We start from the raw sequence: 17,373 nt of genomic DNA, 5'->3' as shown, positions 1-17,373 counted from the left end.
ATTGTAGCATGTAGACAGAAGGCAAAAAAGGATGTATACCTTTCCCCCTGCTTTAAAAGGCGTACAGGAAACAGTTTCGAAGTTTGACATGTGGAAACAAAAAGAGGAAAGTAAATGAAGGATAAAGTAAAAGGAACGTTTGGAAAACAAATTATTCTTAAAGGGGATTGCTGGATGAGCGATAAGAAGAAGACATGGGATGATAAATTAAACCCGTTATATTTTCCGTTATTAACCGCCTTCCCGATTGGAGGATGGTTGTTATTTAAGTCTCCCCCAATGACAGGGGTTGAAATCACATTACATATTATTACGTTTCTGTTCTTGATTTTTTCTGGCACGGTGGAGACATACAGTGAAGAAGCGAAACAGCAGGTGTTCGGATATATCTATCTGTTATCTGCATTAATCTTCGGGGGAATCAGCCTTTTCCGTTGGCTCATTTAAGTCAAATAAAAAACAACCATGGTAAAATCATCGGAATCAGAATAATGATGGTTACAACTAGCCAAGCACTAGGGTTTTCACTTATTAATTGTTTACGATAAGACATTGTCCATGCTAATAAAAGCAAAAATGTCATCACAATACTTCGCAAGTGAAGTTCACCGTCTTTGTTATTCATAAAAATATAAACTGCCCCCTCTAGGACAATCAAAATACCAACAAGGATATTAAAAATATGGGTAAACCATCTACTCATTAGTTTTCCTCCTTTATAAATACGTAGGTAATCATATCCTTTCCAAGTATATTACAACCTCATCCGTTAAGAAAGTAACAAAAATTCAAGCCTAAGCAGGATAGCAAAAAGCTCCCCGCCCCATTCATTTCCTCTTCATAGTTCTCGAAGGGCACCTTCTGGGGAAAAGGACCTTAACGAAGGAATAGGTGTTTTACTCACAAAAAATGAAGGTAGAGGAGAAATCTCCTCTACCTTCGATCATGTCATCACCGATTATTTCGGATACCCTAAAATCGTTTTCACTTCCAGATATTCCTCAATTCCATAATCGCCCCATTCTCTTCCGAATCCAGATTGTTTATACCCACCAAATGGAGCTGCAAAATCAACTTCTGCATCATTGATCTTCACACGACCTGCTCTGATTCCAGAAGCCACTTTTGTCAACGTTTCTGTATCTTCACCAAATACGTAACCAGCTAACCCATACTTGGTATCATTTGCAATTTCAATTGCTTCATCTACGGAACCATAAGTTAGAATACATGTTACAGGACCGAATATTTCTTCTTGTGCAATGACCATGTCATTTTTAACATCCGTAAACACAGTAGGTTTTGCGTAATAGCCTTTTTCCAATCCTTCTGGCTTTCCGGTTCCACCTACAAGCAGAGTGGCACCTTCCTCTTCCCCTTTTTCGATATACGATTGAACAGTATCCCACTGTTTCTGGGAAACTAAAGGACCAACTTGGTTATCTTCACGTGGATTCCCAACGGGGAATTCAGGCAAGACTTTCTTGACAGCTTCTTCGAAAGATTCTTTCATAGCAGAAGGCACTAATACCCGTGTAGCCGCTGAGCAGACTTGCCCAGTGTTTTTGGCAATATGAGATACTGCTGCTCGTGCTGCTTCTTCAACATCAGCATCTTCAAGGACGACAAGTGGTGACTTTCCCCCCAGTTCAAGTGCTACATTAGCAATCCGTTCAGACGCGTATTGCATTATTTTTTGACCGACTGCTCCGGAACCAGTAAAGGAAACGAAGTCGATATCCGGATGAGAACTAATGCCGTCACCGATGACAGATCCAGAACCATTTACTAAGTTGAAAGCACCCTTTGGCACACCGACTTTATCAAAAATTTCTGTTAAGATGATGGCAGCGAATGGTGTCAATTCAGCTGGCTTGGCGACGACCGGGCTCCCTGCAGCAAAAGCGCTGGCAATTTTTGTTGATATCTGATTTGTGGGGAAATTCCACGGTGTTATCAACCCACTGACACCAGTCGTATCTTTCATCACTGTGTGCCCTCCGCGGTGTTCGATAAAGGAAAAATTTCTGAGAGATTCAGCTGCTTGGGAGAAATGGTTGTATCCCATCGTATAGTGCACATTCTCAGAGATTGTCACAGGTGAGCCTAACTCTTCAGTAATCGTGTCAACAATTTCCTGTTTACGGTTCTCATACTCTGCTGCTATTTTTTCTAGTAACTCAATTCTTTCTTCTTTTGTTGTTTGTGAAAATGAAGGAAATGCAGCACGTGCCGCTTTCACGGCTTTATCCAGATCTTCTTTAGTACCGAGACTGATTGTACCTATCACTTCTTCTGTAGCTGGATTAATAACTTCTTCCGTTTCGTTACCTGTAGATTCTACCCATTCACCATTTATATAATGCTTTAGATGGTTTTTCATATAATAGGATCTCCTTTTTATTAGAAGTTTTTATTTTTTCGTTACGGTTAGAATGTAACCTTATTTCAACCTTGTGAAACATCGATAAACTTTCCAAACAATTCCGGCTCTACTATAATTATGACTACGATAAGGAAGGATGATGGAAATGGATTCTAACAATCAACAAATAAAACAATACTTAAACACGAATGAGGATAAAGCTCGTTTGCTCGTCAGCTGCCCAGACCAACCTGGAATCATTGCCAGTATTTCAGCATTTTTGTATGAACATAAAGCTAACATCGTAGAGTCTAACCAGTTCACCACTGATCATGAAGAAGGCGTATTTTTTTTGAGAATTGTTTTTGCAGCGCAGGATATGAAATCCAAAGAGGAGAGGTTGAAAAAGGATTTTGAAGCACTTGCAGAAGAATTTCAAATGACTTGGCGTATGACTTTCTTACATGAATTGAAGAGAACCGCGATTTTTGTTTCCAAAGAACTTCATTGTTTGCGTGAGCTTTTGTATGAGTGGGAAAGTGGGGATCTCGTCACTGAAATCCCTTTAGTGATTAGCAACCACGAAACCGCACGAGATATTGTCGAATCTTTCGGCATTCCTTTTCACTATATCCCAGCGAACAAAGACATTCGTGAAGAGGTGGAAGCAGAGCAATTGAAATTATTGGAACAATACAATATCGACGTGATTATTCTTGCAAGATACATGCAAATTCTCACACCAAACTTTGTGGAACAACACCCATCGAAAATTATAAATATCCACCATTCGTTCTTACCCGCGTTCATTGGTGCCAACCCGCATAAGCGTGCTTATAAAAGAGGTGTGAAGCTGATTGGTGCAACATCTCATTACGTGACAGACGACCTTGATGAAGGACCGATCATTGAACAGGACGTCATTCGTGTAGACCATCGTAATAGCGTCAACGACCTAAAGAAAAAAGGAAGATTGATTGAACGGAGTGTTCTGAACCGCGCTGTCAAGTGGGCTCTCGAGGACAGAGTCATCGTTCACAAAAACAAAACGATTGTCCTGTAATTTTTCAGTGGAAATATAAAAGGATGAAAGAAGATTTATGAAAACTAGTTAGGGATGGACCGAAGTAGGTGGTCGATCCCTAACTCTAATTCAAAAACCGTGCTCCCTTCGATGATCAAATCGTTTTCACGAGCCTCCCCCGTAAACAATCCAGCAAAAAATTTACTCACTTACATAAAATGTGGTAAACCCTTTCATTGAGGTGAGTGTATGATTCATATTGTAAAAACGAAGGAAACCCTTGCACAGATTGCCAGAGACTACAGAACTCCATTAAGAGATATTTTGGCCGCGAACCAAATCGCCAACCCTAACCTGATCTACCCAGGACAACAAGTGGTCATCCCTGGATTACCAAACCCTGCGGATCTCCCCTATCAGATAGAAGTGTCCATAAACAACCGTCGTCTCCGGTTGTATAAAAGTGGATCCTTACAAAAAGAATATCCTATAGCTGTTGGACGCATGCTTCAAGGCACTCCTACAGGGAACTTTATTATTATAAATAAAGCTCCTGAACCGGGAGGACCATTCGGAACAATGTGGATGAGTTTATCAAAACAACATTATGGCATCCACGGAACCAATAACCCTAGTTCGATCGGTAAAGCTGTATCGAAAGGATGTATCCGCATGTACAATAAGGACGTAGAAGAATTATCCAGGACCATCCCCATCGGTACTTCCGTAAATATACTCGCCTGATATTAGTGCCAAACCTATAAATATATAAGCAAACGATATATGCATCTGTAAGAACATAAGTAATCTTTACGATGATGTGCATTTAAACCTCATGATTTGCTTTAAGAATTTTCAAATGAAAAATGGAGCGCCTCCTGAAAAAACAAAAGCGCTCCATTTTTCATTTTCTCTCTGTATTACTTGTAACTTCCGTACCTTTCAATGCCTGAGTAGCTAGCCGATCCGCCTCTCGATTGTCCTTTCGTGAAATCACTTCAAATGTGGGGGAAATTCCCATCTGTTCAATTTTCTTTTCAATACGCTCTGCCCAGTCATTTAAAGATGGTTCCATCGTAGGCCATTCATCATTTAGTTGGTTGATTACCACTTGCGAATCTCCAATAAAAAGAACCGGTATATGATGGACGCCCAAAAGGTCTAATTCTTGGAGAGCCAAATGGAGAGCTGCATATTCTGCTTCATTGTTAGAAGCAAGTTCCTCTACCGCAGCATTTTTTCTTAAACGCATGGACTTGCCATTTTGGTCGTAATAAATGGAACAACCCAATCCTGATTTTCGATCTTCGATATTAAACCCACCATCAAAATATACGGTAATATCATGGGGTTCTGTTTCTAAATCATCCATATACTTTTGGAGATCCTTTCTTTTCCAAGTCGTATCATACGTATCTATGAAGGTTAAATTTTTGGCCCTTCCTGTCTTTTCTAAGTCATCTGAAATCAAGAGTGCTTCCCCTATGGTCATTTCCTCTGATTTGAAGAAAATTTCCGTTTTTTTCGGTGTTTTATATGTAACCTCTATCCTAACTTTCATAATGAACCTCCTTCTACACTAATTATTTACCTTTTCTGACCTCCTTATTACTATATCTTTCTAATGATTACCTACAACGATTTATAAAATCCTGTAGCTTTCCCCTCAAAACCAAAGTGACGATAGATATCATGTGTATCCTGTCTTTCTTCCCTGTTTCCACTGTTTAGCATAATCGTCTTTGCCCCTCTCTCCTCTGCCCATTGTTCCGCTTTTTCCATCAACCCTCGCCCGATGCCATTTCCATGTTTCGATTTTTCAACGACAAATGCTATGATGCGTACATGAGATTCATCTGTGTGATAGGCTTCACTGTAACACATTCCAATCATGCCGTTCAGCCTACCATCTCCTTCCCATACGAATGTCTGAAAATCATCTTTTTCTAAAATCCTTTTCATTCTTTCTTTCATTTGTTTCCCGCTCGTAGGATACCCCAAATCTCCCATCAACGGCACAAGATCTTTCGCATCCTCTATCACTGCTTTACGTATCATGATTCTCCTCCTTTTTCTACTCCAACAAAGTTCTTATTACCCTTCATTCCAATAAAGCTCCCTATTCTGTAAGACTCAGTTTCGAGACTTTTTATGGGTGGATAGGTGCGGCGGGGAATAACTCGCTTTCCGCGGGAGCGCGGTGAGCCTCCTCAGGCTAAAGCCTTGCGGGGTCTCACCAAGCACTTTTTTCCCGCAGGAGTCTCGCCATTCCCCTCTGCACCTTGCGAAAATCGATTCTCGAAACCACTCCAACAAAAAGTAGGAATTTATGGGAGTGGGCTGATGAGAATAAGGTACTCCCATGATGGAAACCTTGCTATAGAGCGTTATATTCCCCCATAGGACAAGGATGCTGGAAGACGCTCCTTCCTGGTAAAGGGATTCGTTTCTCATTAACTTCGAATGGGGTGGTGGAGAAGTTGCGAGACTCCCGTGGGAGAAGGAGGTAGGCGAGTTCCCGTAGTACGGCAGACCGCCCGAGGAAGCTCGCCAGGTCCCCCACAGGAAAGTGTTCAAATGCTCCATCGTCCTGGTAGACTCGACTGGCATAAGCAGAACATCAACGGAATGTGCTTTTTCATTCCGTTGATGTTCTGCTTATGACGCGGGTGTCTGGACGATGGAGCTAGACGAGTAGCTTCCCCACCACTCCTGACTCTTCATATGGCAACAGATCTATTATCTCGAAATCGAGTCTTCCAGGATACTGCCATTTTGTTTAATATGTAATTAGAATACTGAAAAACCTGAAGATCCAGGGGGGACCTTCAGGCTCAGGGTACATTTACTTCGGGACATTTTCCTTTTGCCGCAGCTCAACACGTCTGATTTTCCCAGAGGTCGTCTTTGGCAGCTCTTTTATGAACTCTATCTTTCTTGGATACTTATATGGCGCAGTCAATTTTTTGACATGACCCTGCAACTCAGTGACCAGTTCTTCATTAGCTCCCACCCCACTTTGAAGAACGATAAATGCTTTGACAACATTCCCTCTTACTTCATCCGGACTTGCCACTACTGCACACTCCTGTACTGCTTCATGTTTCACAAGAGCATCTTCCACTTCGAAAGGACCAATGGTATAGCCAGAACTAATGATAATATCATCACTACGGCCCTCAAACCAAAAATAGCCATCTTCATCTTTGGTCGCCTGATCACCCGTCACATAATAATTCCCTCGTCTCGACATTTTTGTACGTTCAGGATCTTTATAGTATTCCTTGAATAAAGCCGGGGTGTCCAAATGTACTGCAATATCGCCAACCTCCCCTGGTTCCACAGGGGTTCCCATTTCATCAATGATCTCTACTTGATTGCCCGGAGTCGGTCGCCCCATGGATCCTGGGCGAATTTCCATATCTTTCATAATACCGACAAGTAGTGTGTTTTCCGTCTGACCGTAGCCGTCACGAACGGTAACATTAAAATGGTTTTGGAAGGTGTCAATGACTTCGCGGTTTAATGGCTCACCGGCTGACACAGCACTATGAAGCCCCTTCAGCTTATATTCGTCAAGATTATCCACTTTCGCCATTAATCGATACTCTGTAGGTGTACAACACAGAACATTGACATGATGTTCATCCATTAAACTTAGATATTTTTTCGGTTCAAATTTCCCTTGATAAATAAGTCCTTGAGCCCCTGTCCCCAGTACAGAAAGAAATGGACTCCAAATCCACTTCTGCCATCCAGGTCCAGCAGTTGCCCAAACCGTGTCGCCATCCTGAATTGCAAGCCATTTATCAGCGGCAGTCTTTAAGTGTGCATACCCCCATCCATGTGTATGAACCACCCCTTTGGGATTACCGGTCGTCCCAGAAGTGTATGATAAGAATGCCATATCTTCTCGGGAGGTATCGGCTAAATCAAAGTCTTCCCTATGGTCTTCCATTAATGAATCTAAATCAAGCCACCCTTCTTTTGGACCACCGACAGAAAAAGGGATGAGTTTTTTAAATTCCTTCACCTCATGGAAGCGATCGGTGTAGGGATAATAACTGACAACTGCACTTACTTCTCCATGGGTAACTCGGTATTGCAGGTCCTTCGTACGGAGCATTTCAGAACTCGGAATAACGACGAGCCCAGCCTTAAGAGCAGCTATATAAACCTGGTAGGCTTCAATTAATCTTGGAATCATTACAAGTACTTTGTCGCCTTGTTTGAGACCTTGTTCGCAGAAAGCGTTTCCAATTCTATTCGCATTCTTCATCAACTCATCATATGTAACACTCTTTTGTTCACCTTGTTCATTTAACCATAACAAAGCTTTACGTTCTGTCCCTTGTGCATACTTTTCCATTTCAGAAACAACATTGTATCTTTCAGGAGCGATCAATTCTTCTCTTTTCATTGTTCATTCCTCCTTCTTTTGTGAGCGACTGTTCAGTTTGTCCCATTTCAATTATAGCAAGTTTTCTAAATCTTTCAAATACTATATTGGAGGACAGAAACATCATTGACCGCATAAAATTGACAGATTATTAAATCTATTCATATAATACCAATAACCATGAACGAGGAGTGAGCCCTTTGGAAGCACATCCTGAAAGAAAACAGGAAAACCTGAATCGATTTCATCTGCTCGTCGTCTCATTAATTATGATCTTAGCTTTTTTCTTCATTTCTATGGTTACAAATAATTTCAATTATACAGTGGCTTCCGTAGTTACTGTCCTCGTCATCAACTTTTCTATTATCAAAAAATCCATTCGTCCCTGAATAATAGATTTGTGACCCCGAGGTGCTAAAAATTTGTCTTGACGTCCTTTTTCACCATAAGCATTCTTAAGGCCTCGAGTGAGGCGTCACTAGAGATAGAGAAAGTCGATCTAACAGGGAATCCTTTTTTATTTTTCCAGTAATAAAAAAACCTTTGAATCCGGATATATATTATCCTGCTTCAAAGGCTTTTTTCGATTGCACGTCTCCTTTTATGCAAGACGTTTAAAGTTTTCGCCGAGAATTTCGTTCATAGAGTGAACCGTGATGAAAGCTTGCTCATCTATTGCTGTCATATATTTTTTCAGACGTGTATAATCTTTTCGACTTAAGATTGTTGTAATGACCTCTTTATCCTCCTGATTGAAGGCGCCTTTTGCCTGATGGATCGTTGCTCCTCTTCCAAGCTGGTTGACGATGAAGTAACGCACTTGTTCACTTTCACGGCTAATAATCACGATTTCTTTGTTGTCTTCAAATTGTTGTAGCATATAATCAATTACTAAACCATTCAATATGACACCGAAGAAAGCGTACATTCCTACTGTTGGGCCAAAAAGGAATATAGACGATGTTGCAATAGCGATATCAGAGAACAGAACACCCTTTCCAACTTCAATGGAAAAGAATTTATTAAGAATCATAGCAAGAATATCCGTACCTCCGGTGGAGGCTCCCTGGTGAAATACCAATGCCATTCCTGAAGCCGCAATGATTTGTCCGATAATCAGTTGGATTAATAAATCATCGCTCAGTGCTTCCTGCATTGGGAAGAAAGCTTCCAAGCCCCATACCATGAATGATAGAGCGAAACTTGCGTAAATCGTCTTCATCCCAAATTGAAAACCTAAAAATATGAAACCAACAATAAAAAGTATAATATTTAAGATAATCATAATCATTCCAAGTGAAAGGTCTGGAATGACTTTATCCATAACAATTGACAGTCCACTAACTCCTCCAGTTGCTAAATCGTTAGGGGACAAGAAGAAATGGACGTTAACAGCCACTGCAAGAGCACCTATATTCATCAACAAAAATGACCATATTTTTTTCAGCATCAGAAAGCCTCCTTTTATGCGGAAATCACGTATAATTTGTCGAACGAAAATTGTAGTACAATCGGGATTATAGAGCCCAGAACACGGTTTGTAAACAGCTTTGATCCTAAAAAAATATATATTTCCATGTAAGCGATTGAACCTAGAAAATTCGAACAATTAATCTTCGGGAATGAGAAAAAAGTTCGAATTTTCATGAATATTCACTATTTATAGGGAATCAGATAGATTTATGAAGATAAAAAATCCGTTAGTCTATTTTGTCGTAAATACTCTATTTACATAGCCATTAGTCCCTCTGAAAAATAAAAATAATAATCATCATAAACTACTAACATTTAATTAAAAAAATCATCATCCTGTAATAAGGATGATGATTTTTTATTCTTCTTCTTTTTTTATCCTATTTGGGGAGAGTCACTGTGACTGTCGTCCCTCTTCCCTTTTGACTTTCATACGTAATTTTACCGTTCAAGTCTGAAATGATTTTTTTTGTCACCATAACCCCTAAACCTGTCCCTTTTTCTTTGGTAGTAAAGAAAGGTTCTCCGATTTTAGCCAATTCTTGGGGAGTTAAACCAGGACCGTTATCTTTAACGGAAAGCGTTAGTTCTTGGGTTGACATTCGAATAATAACCCGAACTTCCCCTCCTAAATCGACAGCATCGATTGCATTTTTCACCAGGTTAATTAAGATCTGATTTAAGCGTTTTGGTTCTGTTTCAATATTATCTTGTATAGTGTCACACTCTAATAAAAGATAAATTTGTTTTTCGTTCGCTTCCGGTTCCAGTAACCTCAGCACATAAGACACTAATTGTTCAGGGTCTACCTGCTCGAGCTGTATGGAAGATTTTGGTTTAGACAACATCATGAAATCCTGCACAATAGCTTCAATCCTATTTACCTCATCAAGGATAATCTCCTGATAATTATCTCTAAGCTCAGGGTTTGCTGCACCGATTTGCAGAAATCCTTTGATTGCCGTCAAAGGATTTTTAATTTCGTGGGCAATACCTGCAGACATTTGGGTAATCGTAGAAAGTTGCTGTGACTTTTCCTTCAGTTCTAACATTTCCTTATATTCAGTTACATCTTCATGGATTCCCAGAACATAGGAATGTCCATTGTATTCAACAGGGAAACCTTTCGTTCGAATCCACTTCATTCGATTCTCTGAATCTTTTATACGGTATTCCACTTCATTTTCCTTAACGGACATTTGATCAAAAGCCTCTTGTAAGGCACTCTGATCAGCCTTATAAACATGTCTCATTAAAATTTCCGGATTAAGAAAAGCTTCTCTTCGAGAAATTCCGAACATCTTTTGAAATGATGGACTGACATAATGTAATTCTTTAAAATCCGGTTGGCTAATCCAAAAGACATCTTTGATATTATTAGCTAAAAGTGCAAACCTTTCTTCCGATTCTTTAAGTGCTTGTAAGTGACGTTTATATATTGTAATGTCCTGAACAAAGACGGTGATTCCTATTTCTGTCGGATGTACAGTCACCTGTACATTTGTATCGGTATTGGGAATGAACCCTTCAAACTCAACCGTTTCTTGGGTTTCCATCGCTCGTAAATATTGTTGAAAAAAATTATAATGCTCATTAACCGGGAAGATATCCCATAACTTCTTGAAATAGTTCTTTAAAAAAGAGAAACCTGTAACTTCTTCCATTTTTGGATTAGCATAAGTCAATTCCCAATCGTGATTGATTAAAGCGAGTCCATGTGGGAATTTATCCACGAGATGACCCATACGTGTTTTTAGCTGTGTGGACTCTGCATGAGATAAATGAGTCATTCTGCGCGATGAATGATTACTGATAGGTTCATTTAATGGAAGAGGCTTATTCTTTTCTTGGTCTGAAGACAGAGGGCTTGATTCCGAACAAGTAGACTCTTCACCCCTACCTTTTAACGAGAAAGCAATTTGTCCATTAGTAAGGTGCATCATCTTGCATTGATATTTTCGTGAGCTGTTCTTATCCATCAGCTGAACAGACTCTTCCTGTAACCCTTCTGTCAAAAGTTGATGCAACGCCCTCTGCAGGCGATGCTGTGCGGTGTGACGGAAGGATCGGATCCAATGGGAGAACGACATTTCTGTTTCTTTAATTTGCAGAGTTCTTTGCATTTCTTCATTAAGGGTAACCTTTTGCATCCGCAAATCGAGTAAACACGCAGGTGTACCATTCAAACTCAGAACATCTAATATCTCTCCGCTATGAACTTGGTCAGAATACCTCTCTTATCACCAATATTAAGACCTCTTTCCTTTTAGCCGTTCAATATTTTCCAGTACGGTTTTCATTATAACGTAACAATATCTAATTTTGAATATTTTCAAACGATTTAACCTTTATTTTTCGTTATGTTACATAATACGAGTATATAGACGAGCTTATGACTATTTTCTTGGATTAACCCTCGATGCTACGCCATAGTGTCAAAGATGCATAGCTCATATAGGGATGCCATTCCTTGCTCCAAGTCTCCATTTGTTCATATGACGGTTTTTTATCCATATCGAAATATATTTTGAGGGCGTTTTGAATTCCAATATCCGCTTTTGGTAAAAGATTCTCCCTTCCGACACCGAACATCAGCCAATTTTCAGCCGTCCACGAACCGATACCCCTGATTTTCACCAATTGTTTCATTATCTCACTATCCGCTTCCATTGCTAGTGCCTCTAAATCCAATTCCCCTTCAGCAATTAGGCGTGAAGTGTCAATCACATACTCTGCCTTCCTTTGGCTGAACTGTAATTCTCTTAACTTTTCATATGGGATTTCTGCAACAGTTTCAGGGGAAGGATAAAACCATACCCCTTTCTTTTTCATTCCAAATGTTTCTACAAACCGTGTACTCAACGTGTAGGCAAATTTCATGTTCAATTGCTGGTGAATAATAACTTTCATCAAGCAATCATAGAGATGAAAATCCTTAACGATGGGTGTTGCTGGGTGAGCGTGGAATAATGATTCTAGGTTTGTATCTAAGAAATGATCATGTACTACTTCCAAATCTTTATCCCATTGAAACAAGTCTCTGATATAGTGAAGCAACTCTCCCTTAACTTCTTCATTATCACTTGATACTTCAAAAACCGGTTGTGAGGTTGTACCCAGTCCCTGGACACGGACGATATGGAACTCATTTCCCATCTTTACCGGCACATCCACCCAACGCTCAGCACGGTCTAAATGAGTTAATGGGTCGAATGCCCATCGAAGTAAGGTATAATCAAAATCATAAAAAGTATTCGCTTTTAACTTTTCTTTCCACAAACAGTTTTTCCTCCCTTTTTCTTACGAATTAATAATTATTTGCAAAGAATGGGAATAATTTCTCATAGTACTTGTAAATATATTTCCTTTTTTCTTCCAACCAAAACATCTTTCCACATATATTACCATATATCTACACACTATGGGTTCCGACTTCTCTCAAGCCTATCCTCTTTTAAAAAGGTCCCTTATCCAGAGAGATATTTGATCGTTTTTCACAAACAGACCCAAGGAAGATGGGAAATTTTCATGAATGGTAAGCTTTAGAGCCTAAGGACATGGTCTTTAAAAACAGCAAAAAACCGCTCAAAAAGAGCGGTTTCCTATAGACAATACATTGTTTGTTCTAATGTCAATTTATCTTTGAGAACATTTTTATTTCCTATGAGTTTTTTTAGTCTCTCCGAAAATAAGCCCGTTTCCAATACTTTTCGCGCTGAGAGGAGTTATAATCCACACTCAAACTGTTTCGCTAAAAGAGTGCAAAAGCGTTCCCTACTTTTTCTCAACAAAATTTCAGGCACAACTGTAAAAACGCCCCTTATCCCCAGTAGACAGGTTAATTTATAATCCCCATACTGGTGCCGGCACCATTTGTTTTATCATTAAATCATTCAAGCTGCCAAAACGGTAGCCTCTCTTATTCAATTCATCAATCAACTGAGAGAGTGCTTCTGCATTATCCTGGGAAACAGTGTGTAGAAGAATGACGGCCCCAGGGTGGATTTGATCTATCACACTTTCATAAGCATATTCCCACCCCCGCTGTTTGTTCGTTTCCCAATCAACAAATGCAAGGGACCAAAAAGCATGAGTGTAGCCAAATTCTTCCGCCCATTTTAACGTCTTCTCATTAAATGTTCCTCTTGGTGGCCGCATGAAGGTCATTACCTCCTGATCCGTTAATTCCTTTACTGCTTCGTTCACGCGTTCCAGTTCTTTTTCCATCTTCGCTTTAGACACTTGTGTGAAGTCTGGGTGACTCCATGAGTGATTCCCAATCAAATGGCCTTCTTTTGCCATCCGCTTTAATAAATCAGGCGCACTCTCAATGTAATGCCCGGTGACGAAAAAAGTCGCAGGCACTTCTTTTTCTTTCAAAATATCGAGCACCTTTCCTGTATACCCTTGTTCATATCCATTATCAAAGGTCAAGTATACGACTTTATCACCAGAAGGATCCACATAGAACCCGTCATACTTTTCAAGCAATGGTCCATAACGGCCGACATCTGGAACAGAGCCATCATTCTTTTTATTAAAACCCCATCCATCTGCAAACACCTGGGAAGGGGAAAAACAAAGGCTCGCCACCATGATAATAGCAATATATACTTTCCACATAGAAACCACTCACTTTTTTCTTAGTATGTGTTCAGTCTCTGTGAATATAAAAAAAGATAAGTGGGAAAATTACCCACTTATCTTTTTATAAGAATAACGAAGCAGCCCACCCGAAGATAAATAGCGGTATATTAAAGTGTAAAAAGGTTGGCACACATGTATCCCATATATGATGGTGCTTACCATCAGCATTCAGTCCGGAAGTCGGGCCAAGCGTACTGTCAGAAGCAGGAGACCCTGCATCCCCCAATGCTCCAGCTGTTCCAATCAAAGTCGCTGTCGCCATTGGTGAAAAACCTGCCGTTAAACAGATGGGAACAAACAAAGCTGCCAAAATGGGAATGGTAGCAAAAGAAGAGCCTATTCCCATCGTAACGATCAAACCGACAAGTAATAGTAAAAATGCAATGATCGCCTGATTTTCTCCAAGGTAATCAGAACTCACTTCCACCAGAGCAGAGACCGACTCCGTTTCTGTGAGTACGTTGGCATACCCTCCAGCTATTAACATGACAAAAGCGATAAAACCCATCATACTTATCCCATCATTCACGATTTTGTCGCCTTTATTATATGGAACAACTCGGAAAACAAACATCAGAATGATCCCTGCAAGTGCGGCTAAAATCAAATTCTGCCATACGGCCTGAATAACTAACGTCACAACAATAGAAACAAGCGTCCATACGTGCTGCATATTAAAGGTGGGCGTTTCCACTTCTTCCTTTCCGAACCCTAATCCTTCGCTAGGATAAGAAGGAAGTTCACGCCTTTTTCTATACGTAATAAAAATAGCAATTAACAGTCCGATAATCATGCCAGAGCCAGGGATAATTAACGATATTGCAATAGAACTTATGCTAAGATCGAGACCATTACTACTCATAGAAGATTGGATTGTTTCGTGAAATAACAATCCAAACCCTACCGGAATCATTACATAAGGTGCTTTGAGACCAAACGTCAAAGCTGAGGCCACGGCTCGCCGATCCAATTTCATTTCATCAAACAATTTTAGTAAAGGTGGAATTAAAATAGGTATAAATGCAATGTGTACAGGTATGACATTTTGTGAAAAAGATGCCACAAGAGCAATAACAAGAACAAGAATCACACGCTTATCTTTTAATACGCGTAACAAATACCCCACAAGTAAAGATGTAATTCCTGTATAACTAATCGCAACGGCGAAAGCTCCCAATAATATATAACTTAAAGCCACACTTGCCTGTGCTCCCATGCCACCTACAAGCATTTCTAATGAACTAATCAAAGATTCCCCGTTCATTAATCCAGCAGTAAGTCCAGCAGCAAGAATGGCGATAATGACGTTCACTCGTAATAAACTCAAGACCGTCATTACGAGGACAGATACAACAACTGCCCATGCCATAGAACATTCTCCTCTCCCTCATTTTCATGCATTAGCGATTTACCATGATAAAGCACAAATGAAAAAAAATCAACCCTCCCAGAACAAGAGAGTCAATTCTGAATAAAAAAACTTATTTCATATTACGCTCTAACTCTTCCAACATAGAGATCAAACGGTCGATATCTTCGACAGAGGTTTCTTGTGGATCCAATTTCTCAATTCGCCCCATCACTTCAGCGAGACGTAATTTAAGATCTTCCATTCGTTGTTGCTGTGACATCGTTATTCAACCCCCTTATGATTTCATCCATGGTTTCAACCCTGTTAATCTTAGTACATGTGTTGCCTCCTGTCTACGAAGGAGAAAACAATATTGAAAACATGCTATAATGCTCCCATAGTTAAGTGAGGAGGCTAGTGCTTATGACAATAAAAGAATTCACTGATTATATAGATGACCAAACGATATTGAAATTAGTGATCATTGCATCCATCCTATTCGTCTCTGTACTTTTTTTCCGAAAAATTATCCATTCTTTTTTTATGAAAACGGATTTTATCGAAGAGCGGAAGGAAAAGACACTAGAATCGATGTTAAACTCAATAATTAGTTATACAGCAGTGATCGGCTTTATTTTAATCGCCCTCAATGAATTCGTAGAGATCGGTAATTTACTAGCTGGGGCAGGCGTCATCGGAGTGATCGTCGGTTTTGGAGCTCAAAGTCTGATTCGGGATTTTTTTGCCGGACTTTTCCTCTTATATGAAAAACAACTCCACAAAGGGGACTTCATTACATTAAATAATACATTCCATGGAACGGTAGAAGACATCGGCCTTCGCTTTTTGAAAATTCGACAATGGAGTGGGAAATTATTAACAATAAGCAACGGACAAATCAATACAATAGAGAATTACAACATTGACCATATGCGTGTCATTGAAAAAGTGACGACTAGCTTTTCGCAAAACCCGAAAGTTACCTGGGAGGTCCTAGAAGAAGCTTGTAAACGATTGAATGACGAAATGCAAGGGTACTTGAAGAAGGATTTAACAGATAAACCTATGGAACCCTTTCAAGTGTATGGCATGTCCTCTTTGAACCAGGCACATCGTGGTTATGAATTCACCGTTATTGGTCTGGTGGAAGATCTCGTTTACTGGGCAGCGGCAAAAAAAACGCGCCTGATTCTTGCTGAAGTGTTGTTTGAAAACAACATCTCCATGGCAGAGCAGCGCGTAGAAATGAACTCATTCAACAGTCGTGACAACAAGGATTACTTCACTTCAAATGAAAAACTAACATGATCTTGGATTGGAATCCATGCTCCAATTCCTTGTCTCGTAACATTTTTGACATTCAATGTTTTTTTAGAACCTTTTAGTTGGATATAGACATCCCCAAATGTAACTTCCCCTTTTTCATTAACGGCAGGGGCGTAAGCATGAAGGATTCCTACTTTATTTGTTGGAACGCCATATGTGTTATTCTGCTTCGTTCCTTTGCCAATGACCGTGTTAAAAGATAAGGGAAGTTTCGTATTCTTTTGTGCCTCTAACAAAATAAGCTTCATCATTTGGTCACTGTGACTGATTCTTGACGTTAAACCACCTTTGATTTGTTTCTCCTCTTTCTGCACGTAGCTTAGCTTTTCTGTCTGCTTGCCCCCATGATTACTCAATTCATTCGTGTTAATCTCCTGATATTCCCAGTTAATATTCGTTTCTTTAGATTCATAAGCAAGAGGCCATCGCCCTAAGAAAATCTCTCCCCGGTACCCAATGGCAAATGGAGAAGGCTTCAATGAAGTTTCATTTAACATCTCGATCAATTGAGGATTGGTAACACGGATATCCGTATTTTCCATCAATTCTTGTGTGATTTCCTCTGCTTCCAAAAGTTCTTGGTCATCCGTTGAATTTGGATACGTATTGTCTTTCGATATATTTAACACATGATTCGGAATCGCGCTTTCTTTTTCCGTTTTCTTATTTTCAGCAGAAATGGAACCAGCGCTTACTAACATAATAATCCCGATAAATATGATCAGTCCTAACCATTTTCTTTTCACATCATAGGCCACCTTTCATTTTTTTATATCTTGTGAAAAATG

Annotated in this window: 18 protein-coding genes; 5 read left to right on the top strand and 13 right to left on the bottom strand. The window is 39.8% G+C overall.

The window, feature by feature from the left end; translation table 11 throughout:
- Positions 1–114 precede the first annotated feature (114 nt).
- On the top strand, positions 115–447 hold the full coding sequence (locus BMZ58_RS15125; protein WP_244151605.1) for a hypothetical protein: 333 nt from the start codon (positions 115–117) through the stop codon (positions 445–447).
- Position 448: 1 nt separating this feature from the next.
- Here the strand turns inward: BMZ58_RS15125 and BMZ58_RS15120 are convergent, their stop codons facing one another.
- Positions 449–703, bottom strand: coding sequence for a hypothetical protein (locus BMZ58_RS15120; RefSeq protein WP_075037398.1), 255 nt, complete (start codon positions 701–703; stop codon positions 449–451).
- A 255-nt stretch (positions 704–958) separates the two neighbouring features.
- Positions 959–2,383, bottom strand: a complete 1,425-nt coding sequence (locus BMZ58_RS15115; RefSeq protein WP_075037397.1) for an aldehyde dehydrogenase family protein — start codon at positions 2,381–2,383, stop codon at positions 959–961.
- A 148-nt stretch (positions 2,384–2,531) separates the two neighbouring features.
- Here BMZ58_RS15115 and purU point away from each other — a divergent pair, with 148 nt between their 5' ends.
- Positions 2,532–3,428 (top strand): formyltetrahydrofolate deformylase, encoded by an 897-nt coding sequence (purU, locus tag BMZ58_RS15110; protein ID WP_075037498.1) that lies wholly within the window; start codon positions 2,532–2,534, stop codon positions 3,426–3,428.
- Positions 3,429–3,472: 44 nt separating this feature from the next.
- On the opposite strand, the gene BMZ58_RS21645 is transcribed toward purU, so the two are convergent.
- On the bottom strand, positions 3,473–3,598 hold the full coding sequence (locus BMZ58_RS21645; RefSeq protein WP_279626140.1) for a hypothetical protein: 126 nt from the start codon (positions 3,596–3,598) through the stop codon (positions 3,473–3,475).
- Positions 3,599–3,638: 40 nt separating this feature from the next.
- On the opposite strand from BMZ58_RS21645, the gene BMZ58_RS15105 reads away from it, so the two are divergent.
- On the top strand, positions 3,639–4,133 hold the full coding sequence (locus BMZ58_RS15105; protein WP_075037396.1) for a L,D-transpeptidase family protein: 495 nt from the start codon (positions 3,639–3,641) through the stop codon (positions 4,131–4,133).
- Positions 4,134–4,293: 160 nt separating this feature from the next.
- Here the strand turns inward: BMZ58_RS15105 and BMZ58_RS15100 are convergent, their stop codons facing one another.
- The 3 genes from BMZ58_RS15100 to mbcS all read right to left on the bottom strand — a co-directional run bounded on the left by BMZ58_RS15100 (position 4,294) and on the right by mbcS (position 7,809).
- Positions 4,294–4,950 carry a reverse transcriptase-like protein gene (locus tag BMZ58_RS15100; protein ID WP_075037395.1) on the bottom strand — a complete coding sequence of 219 codons (657 nt, stop codon included), beginning with the start codon at positions 4,948–4,950 and terminating at the stop codon, positions 4,294–4,296.
- A gap of 71 nt (positions 4,951–5,021) precedes the next feature.
- Positions 5,022–5,447: a GNAT family N-acetyltransferase gene (locus BMZ58_RS15095; protein WP_083412823.1), complete on the bottom strand. Its 426-nt coding sequence runs from the start codon at positions 5,445–5,447 to the stop codon at positions 5,022–5,024.
- Between the two features lie 787 nt (positions 5,448–6,234).
- Positions 6,235–7,809, bottom strand: a complete 1,575-nt coding sequence (mbcS, locus tag BMZ58_RS15090) for an acyl-CoA synthetase MbcS (protein ID WP_075037393.1) — start codon at positions 7,807–7,809, stop codon at positions 6,235–6,237.
- Positions 7,810–7,988: 179 nt separating this feature from the next.
- Between mbcS and BMZ58_RS15085 the strand changes: the two genes are divergently transcribed.
- Entirely contained in the window at positions 7,989–8,177 is a 189-nt protein-coding gene (locus BMZ58_RS15085) for a hypothetical protein (RefSeq protein WP_075037392.1), read from the top strand.
- A gap of 212 nt (positions 8,178–8,389) precedes the next feature.
- Here the strand turns inward: BMZ58_RS15085 and BMZ58_RS15080 are convergent, their stop codons facing one another.
- From BMZ58_RS15080 to BMZ58_RS21205, 6 genes are all read right to left on the bottom strand, one after another.
- Positions 8,390–9,238, bottom strand: coding sequence for a YitT family protein (locus BMZ58_RS15080; RefSeq protein ID WP_075037391.1), 849 nt, complete (start codon positions 9,236–9,238; stop codon positions 8,390–8,392).
- A gap of 403 nt (positions 9,239–9,641) precedes the next feature.
- A complete protein-coding gene (locus BMZ58_RS15075) occupies positions 9,642–11,411 on the bottom strand; it encodes a PAS domain-containing sensor histidine kinase (protein ID WP_244151604.1) in 1,770 nt (589 codons plus the stop codon).
- 259 nt (positions 11,412–11,670) lie between these two features.
- A complete protein-coding gene (locus tag BMZ58_RS15070; RefSeq protein WP_075037389.1) occupies positions 11,671–12,540 on the bottom strand; it encodes a DNA-3-methyladenine glycosylase family protein in 870 nt (289 codons plus the stop codon).
- Between the two features lie 564 nt (positions 12,541–13,104).
- Positions 13,105–13,884 carry a delta-lactam-biosynthetic de-N-acetylase gene (pdaA, locus tag BMZ58_RS15065; RefSeq protein WP_075037388.1) on the bottom strand — a complete coding sequence of 260 codons (780 nt, stop codon included), beginning with the start codon at positions 13,882–13,884 and terminating at the stop codon, positions 13,105–13,107.
- Positions 13,885–13,969: 85 nt separating this feature from the next.
- A complete protein-coding gene (locus tag BMZ58_RS15060; protein WP_075037387.1) occupies positions 13,970–15,277 on the bottom strand; it encodes a Na+/H+ antiporter family protein in 1,308 nt (435 codons plus the stop codon).
- Between the two features lie 112 nt (positions 15,278–15,389).
- Positions 15,390–15,539, bottom strand: a complete 150-nt coding sequence (locus tag BMZ58_RS21205; protein WP_167360095.1) for an SE1561 family protein — start codon at positions 15,537–15,539, stop codon at positions 15,390–15,392.
- A gap of 143 nt (positions 15,540–15,682) precedes the next feature.
- On the opposite strand from BMZ58_RS21205, the gene BMZ58_RS15055 reads away from it, so the two are divergent.
- Positions 15,683–16,567: a mechanosensitive ion channel family protein gene (locus BMZ58_RS15055; protein WP_075037386.1), complete on the top strand. Its 885-nt coding sequence runs from the start codon at positions 15,683–15,685 to the stop codon at positions 16,565–16,567.
- Here the strand turns inward: BMZ58_RS15055 and BMZ58_RS15050 are convergent.
- Complete coding sequence (locus BMZ58_RS15050; RefSeq protein WP_083412821.1) at positions 16,537–17,331, bottom strand: YfkD famly protein; 795 nt, start codon at positions 17,329–17,331, stop codon at positions 16,537–16,539. The genes BMZ58_RS15055 and BMZ58_RS15050 overlap by 31 nt on opposite strands.
- Between the last annotated feature and the right edge of the window lie 42 nt (positions 17,332–17,373).

The organism is Halobacillus dabanensis (assembly GCF_900114165.1).
GTDB classification, from domain to species: Bacteria; Bacillota; Bacilli; order Bacillales; family Halobacillaceae; genus Halobacillus; species Halobacillus dabanensis.
Note: the sequence above shows the minus strand (reverse complement) of the source record. Positions and strands in the feature narration are given on the sequence as shown.

Excerpts from the sequence above, each read along its gene's own strand:
- BMZ58_RS15095 (WP_083412823.1), bottom strand. The coding sequence starts at position 5,447 with ATGATACGTAAAGCAGTGATAGAGGATGCGAAAGATCTTGTGCCGTTG.
- BMZ58_RS15105 (WP_075037396.1), top strand. The coding sequence starts at position 3,639 with ATGATTCATATTGTAAAAACGAAGGAAACCCTTGCACAGATTGCCAGA.
- BMZ58_RS15060 (WP_075037387.1), bottom strand. The coding sequence starts at position 15,277 with ATGGCATGGGCAGTTGTTGTATCTGTCCTCGTAATGACGGTCTTGAGT.
- pdaA (WP_075037388.1), bottom strand. The coding sequence starts at position 13,884 with ATGTGGAAAGTATATATTGCTATTATCATGGTGGCGAGCCTTTGTTTT.
- purU (WP_075037498.1), top strand. The coding sequence starts at position 2,532 with ATGGATTCTAACAATCAACAAATAAAACAATACTTAAACACGAATGAG.
- BMZ58_RS15055 (WP_075037386.1), top strand. The coding sequence starts at position 15,683 with ATGACAATAAAAGAATTCACTGATTATATAGATGACCAAACGATATTG.
- BMZ58_RS15080 (WP_075037391.1), bottom strand. The coding sequence starts at position 9,238 with ATGCTGAAAAAAATATGGTCATTTTTGTTGATGAATATAGGTGCTCTT.
- BMZ58_RS15120 (WP_075037398.1), bottom strand. The coding sequence starts at position 703 with ATGAGTAGATGGTTTACCCATATTTTTAATATCCTTGTTGGTATTTTG.
- BMZ58_RS21205 (WP_167360095.1), bottom strand. The coding sequence starts at position 15,539 with ATGTCACAGCAACAACGAATGGAAGATCTTAAATTACGTCTCGCTGAA.
- mbcS (WP_075037393.1), bottom strand. The coding sequence starts at position 7,809 with ATGAAAAGAGAAGAATTGATCGCTCCTGAAAGATACAATGTTGTTTCT.
- BMZ58_RS15100 (WP_075037395.1), bottom strand. The coding sequence starts at position 4,950 with ATGAAAGTTAGGATAGAGGTTACATATAAAACACCGAAAAAAACGGAA.
- BMZ58_RS15115 (WP_075037397.1), bottom strand. The coding sequence starts at position 2,383 with ATGAAAAACCATCTAAAGCATTATATAAATGGTGAATGGGTAGAATCT.
- BMZ58_RS15075 (WP_244151604.1), bottom strand. The coding sequence starts at position 11,411 with ATGCAAAAGGTTACCCTTAATGAAGAAATGCAAAGAACTCTGCAAATT.
- BMZ58_RS15125 (WP_244151605.1), top strand. The coding sequence starts at position 115 with ATGAAGGATAAAGTAAAAGGAACGTTTGGAAAACAAATTATTCTTAAA.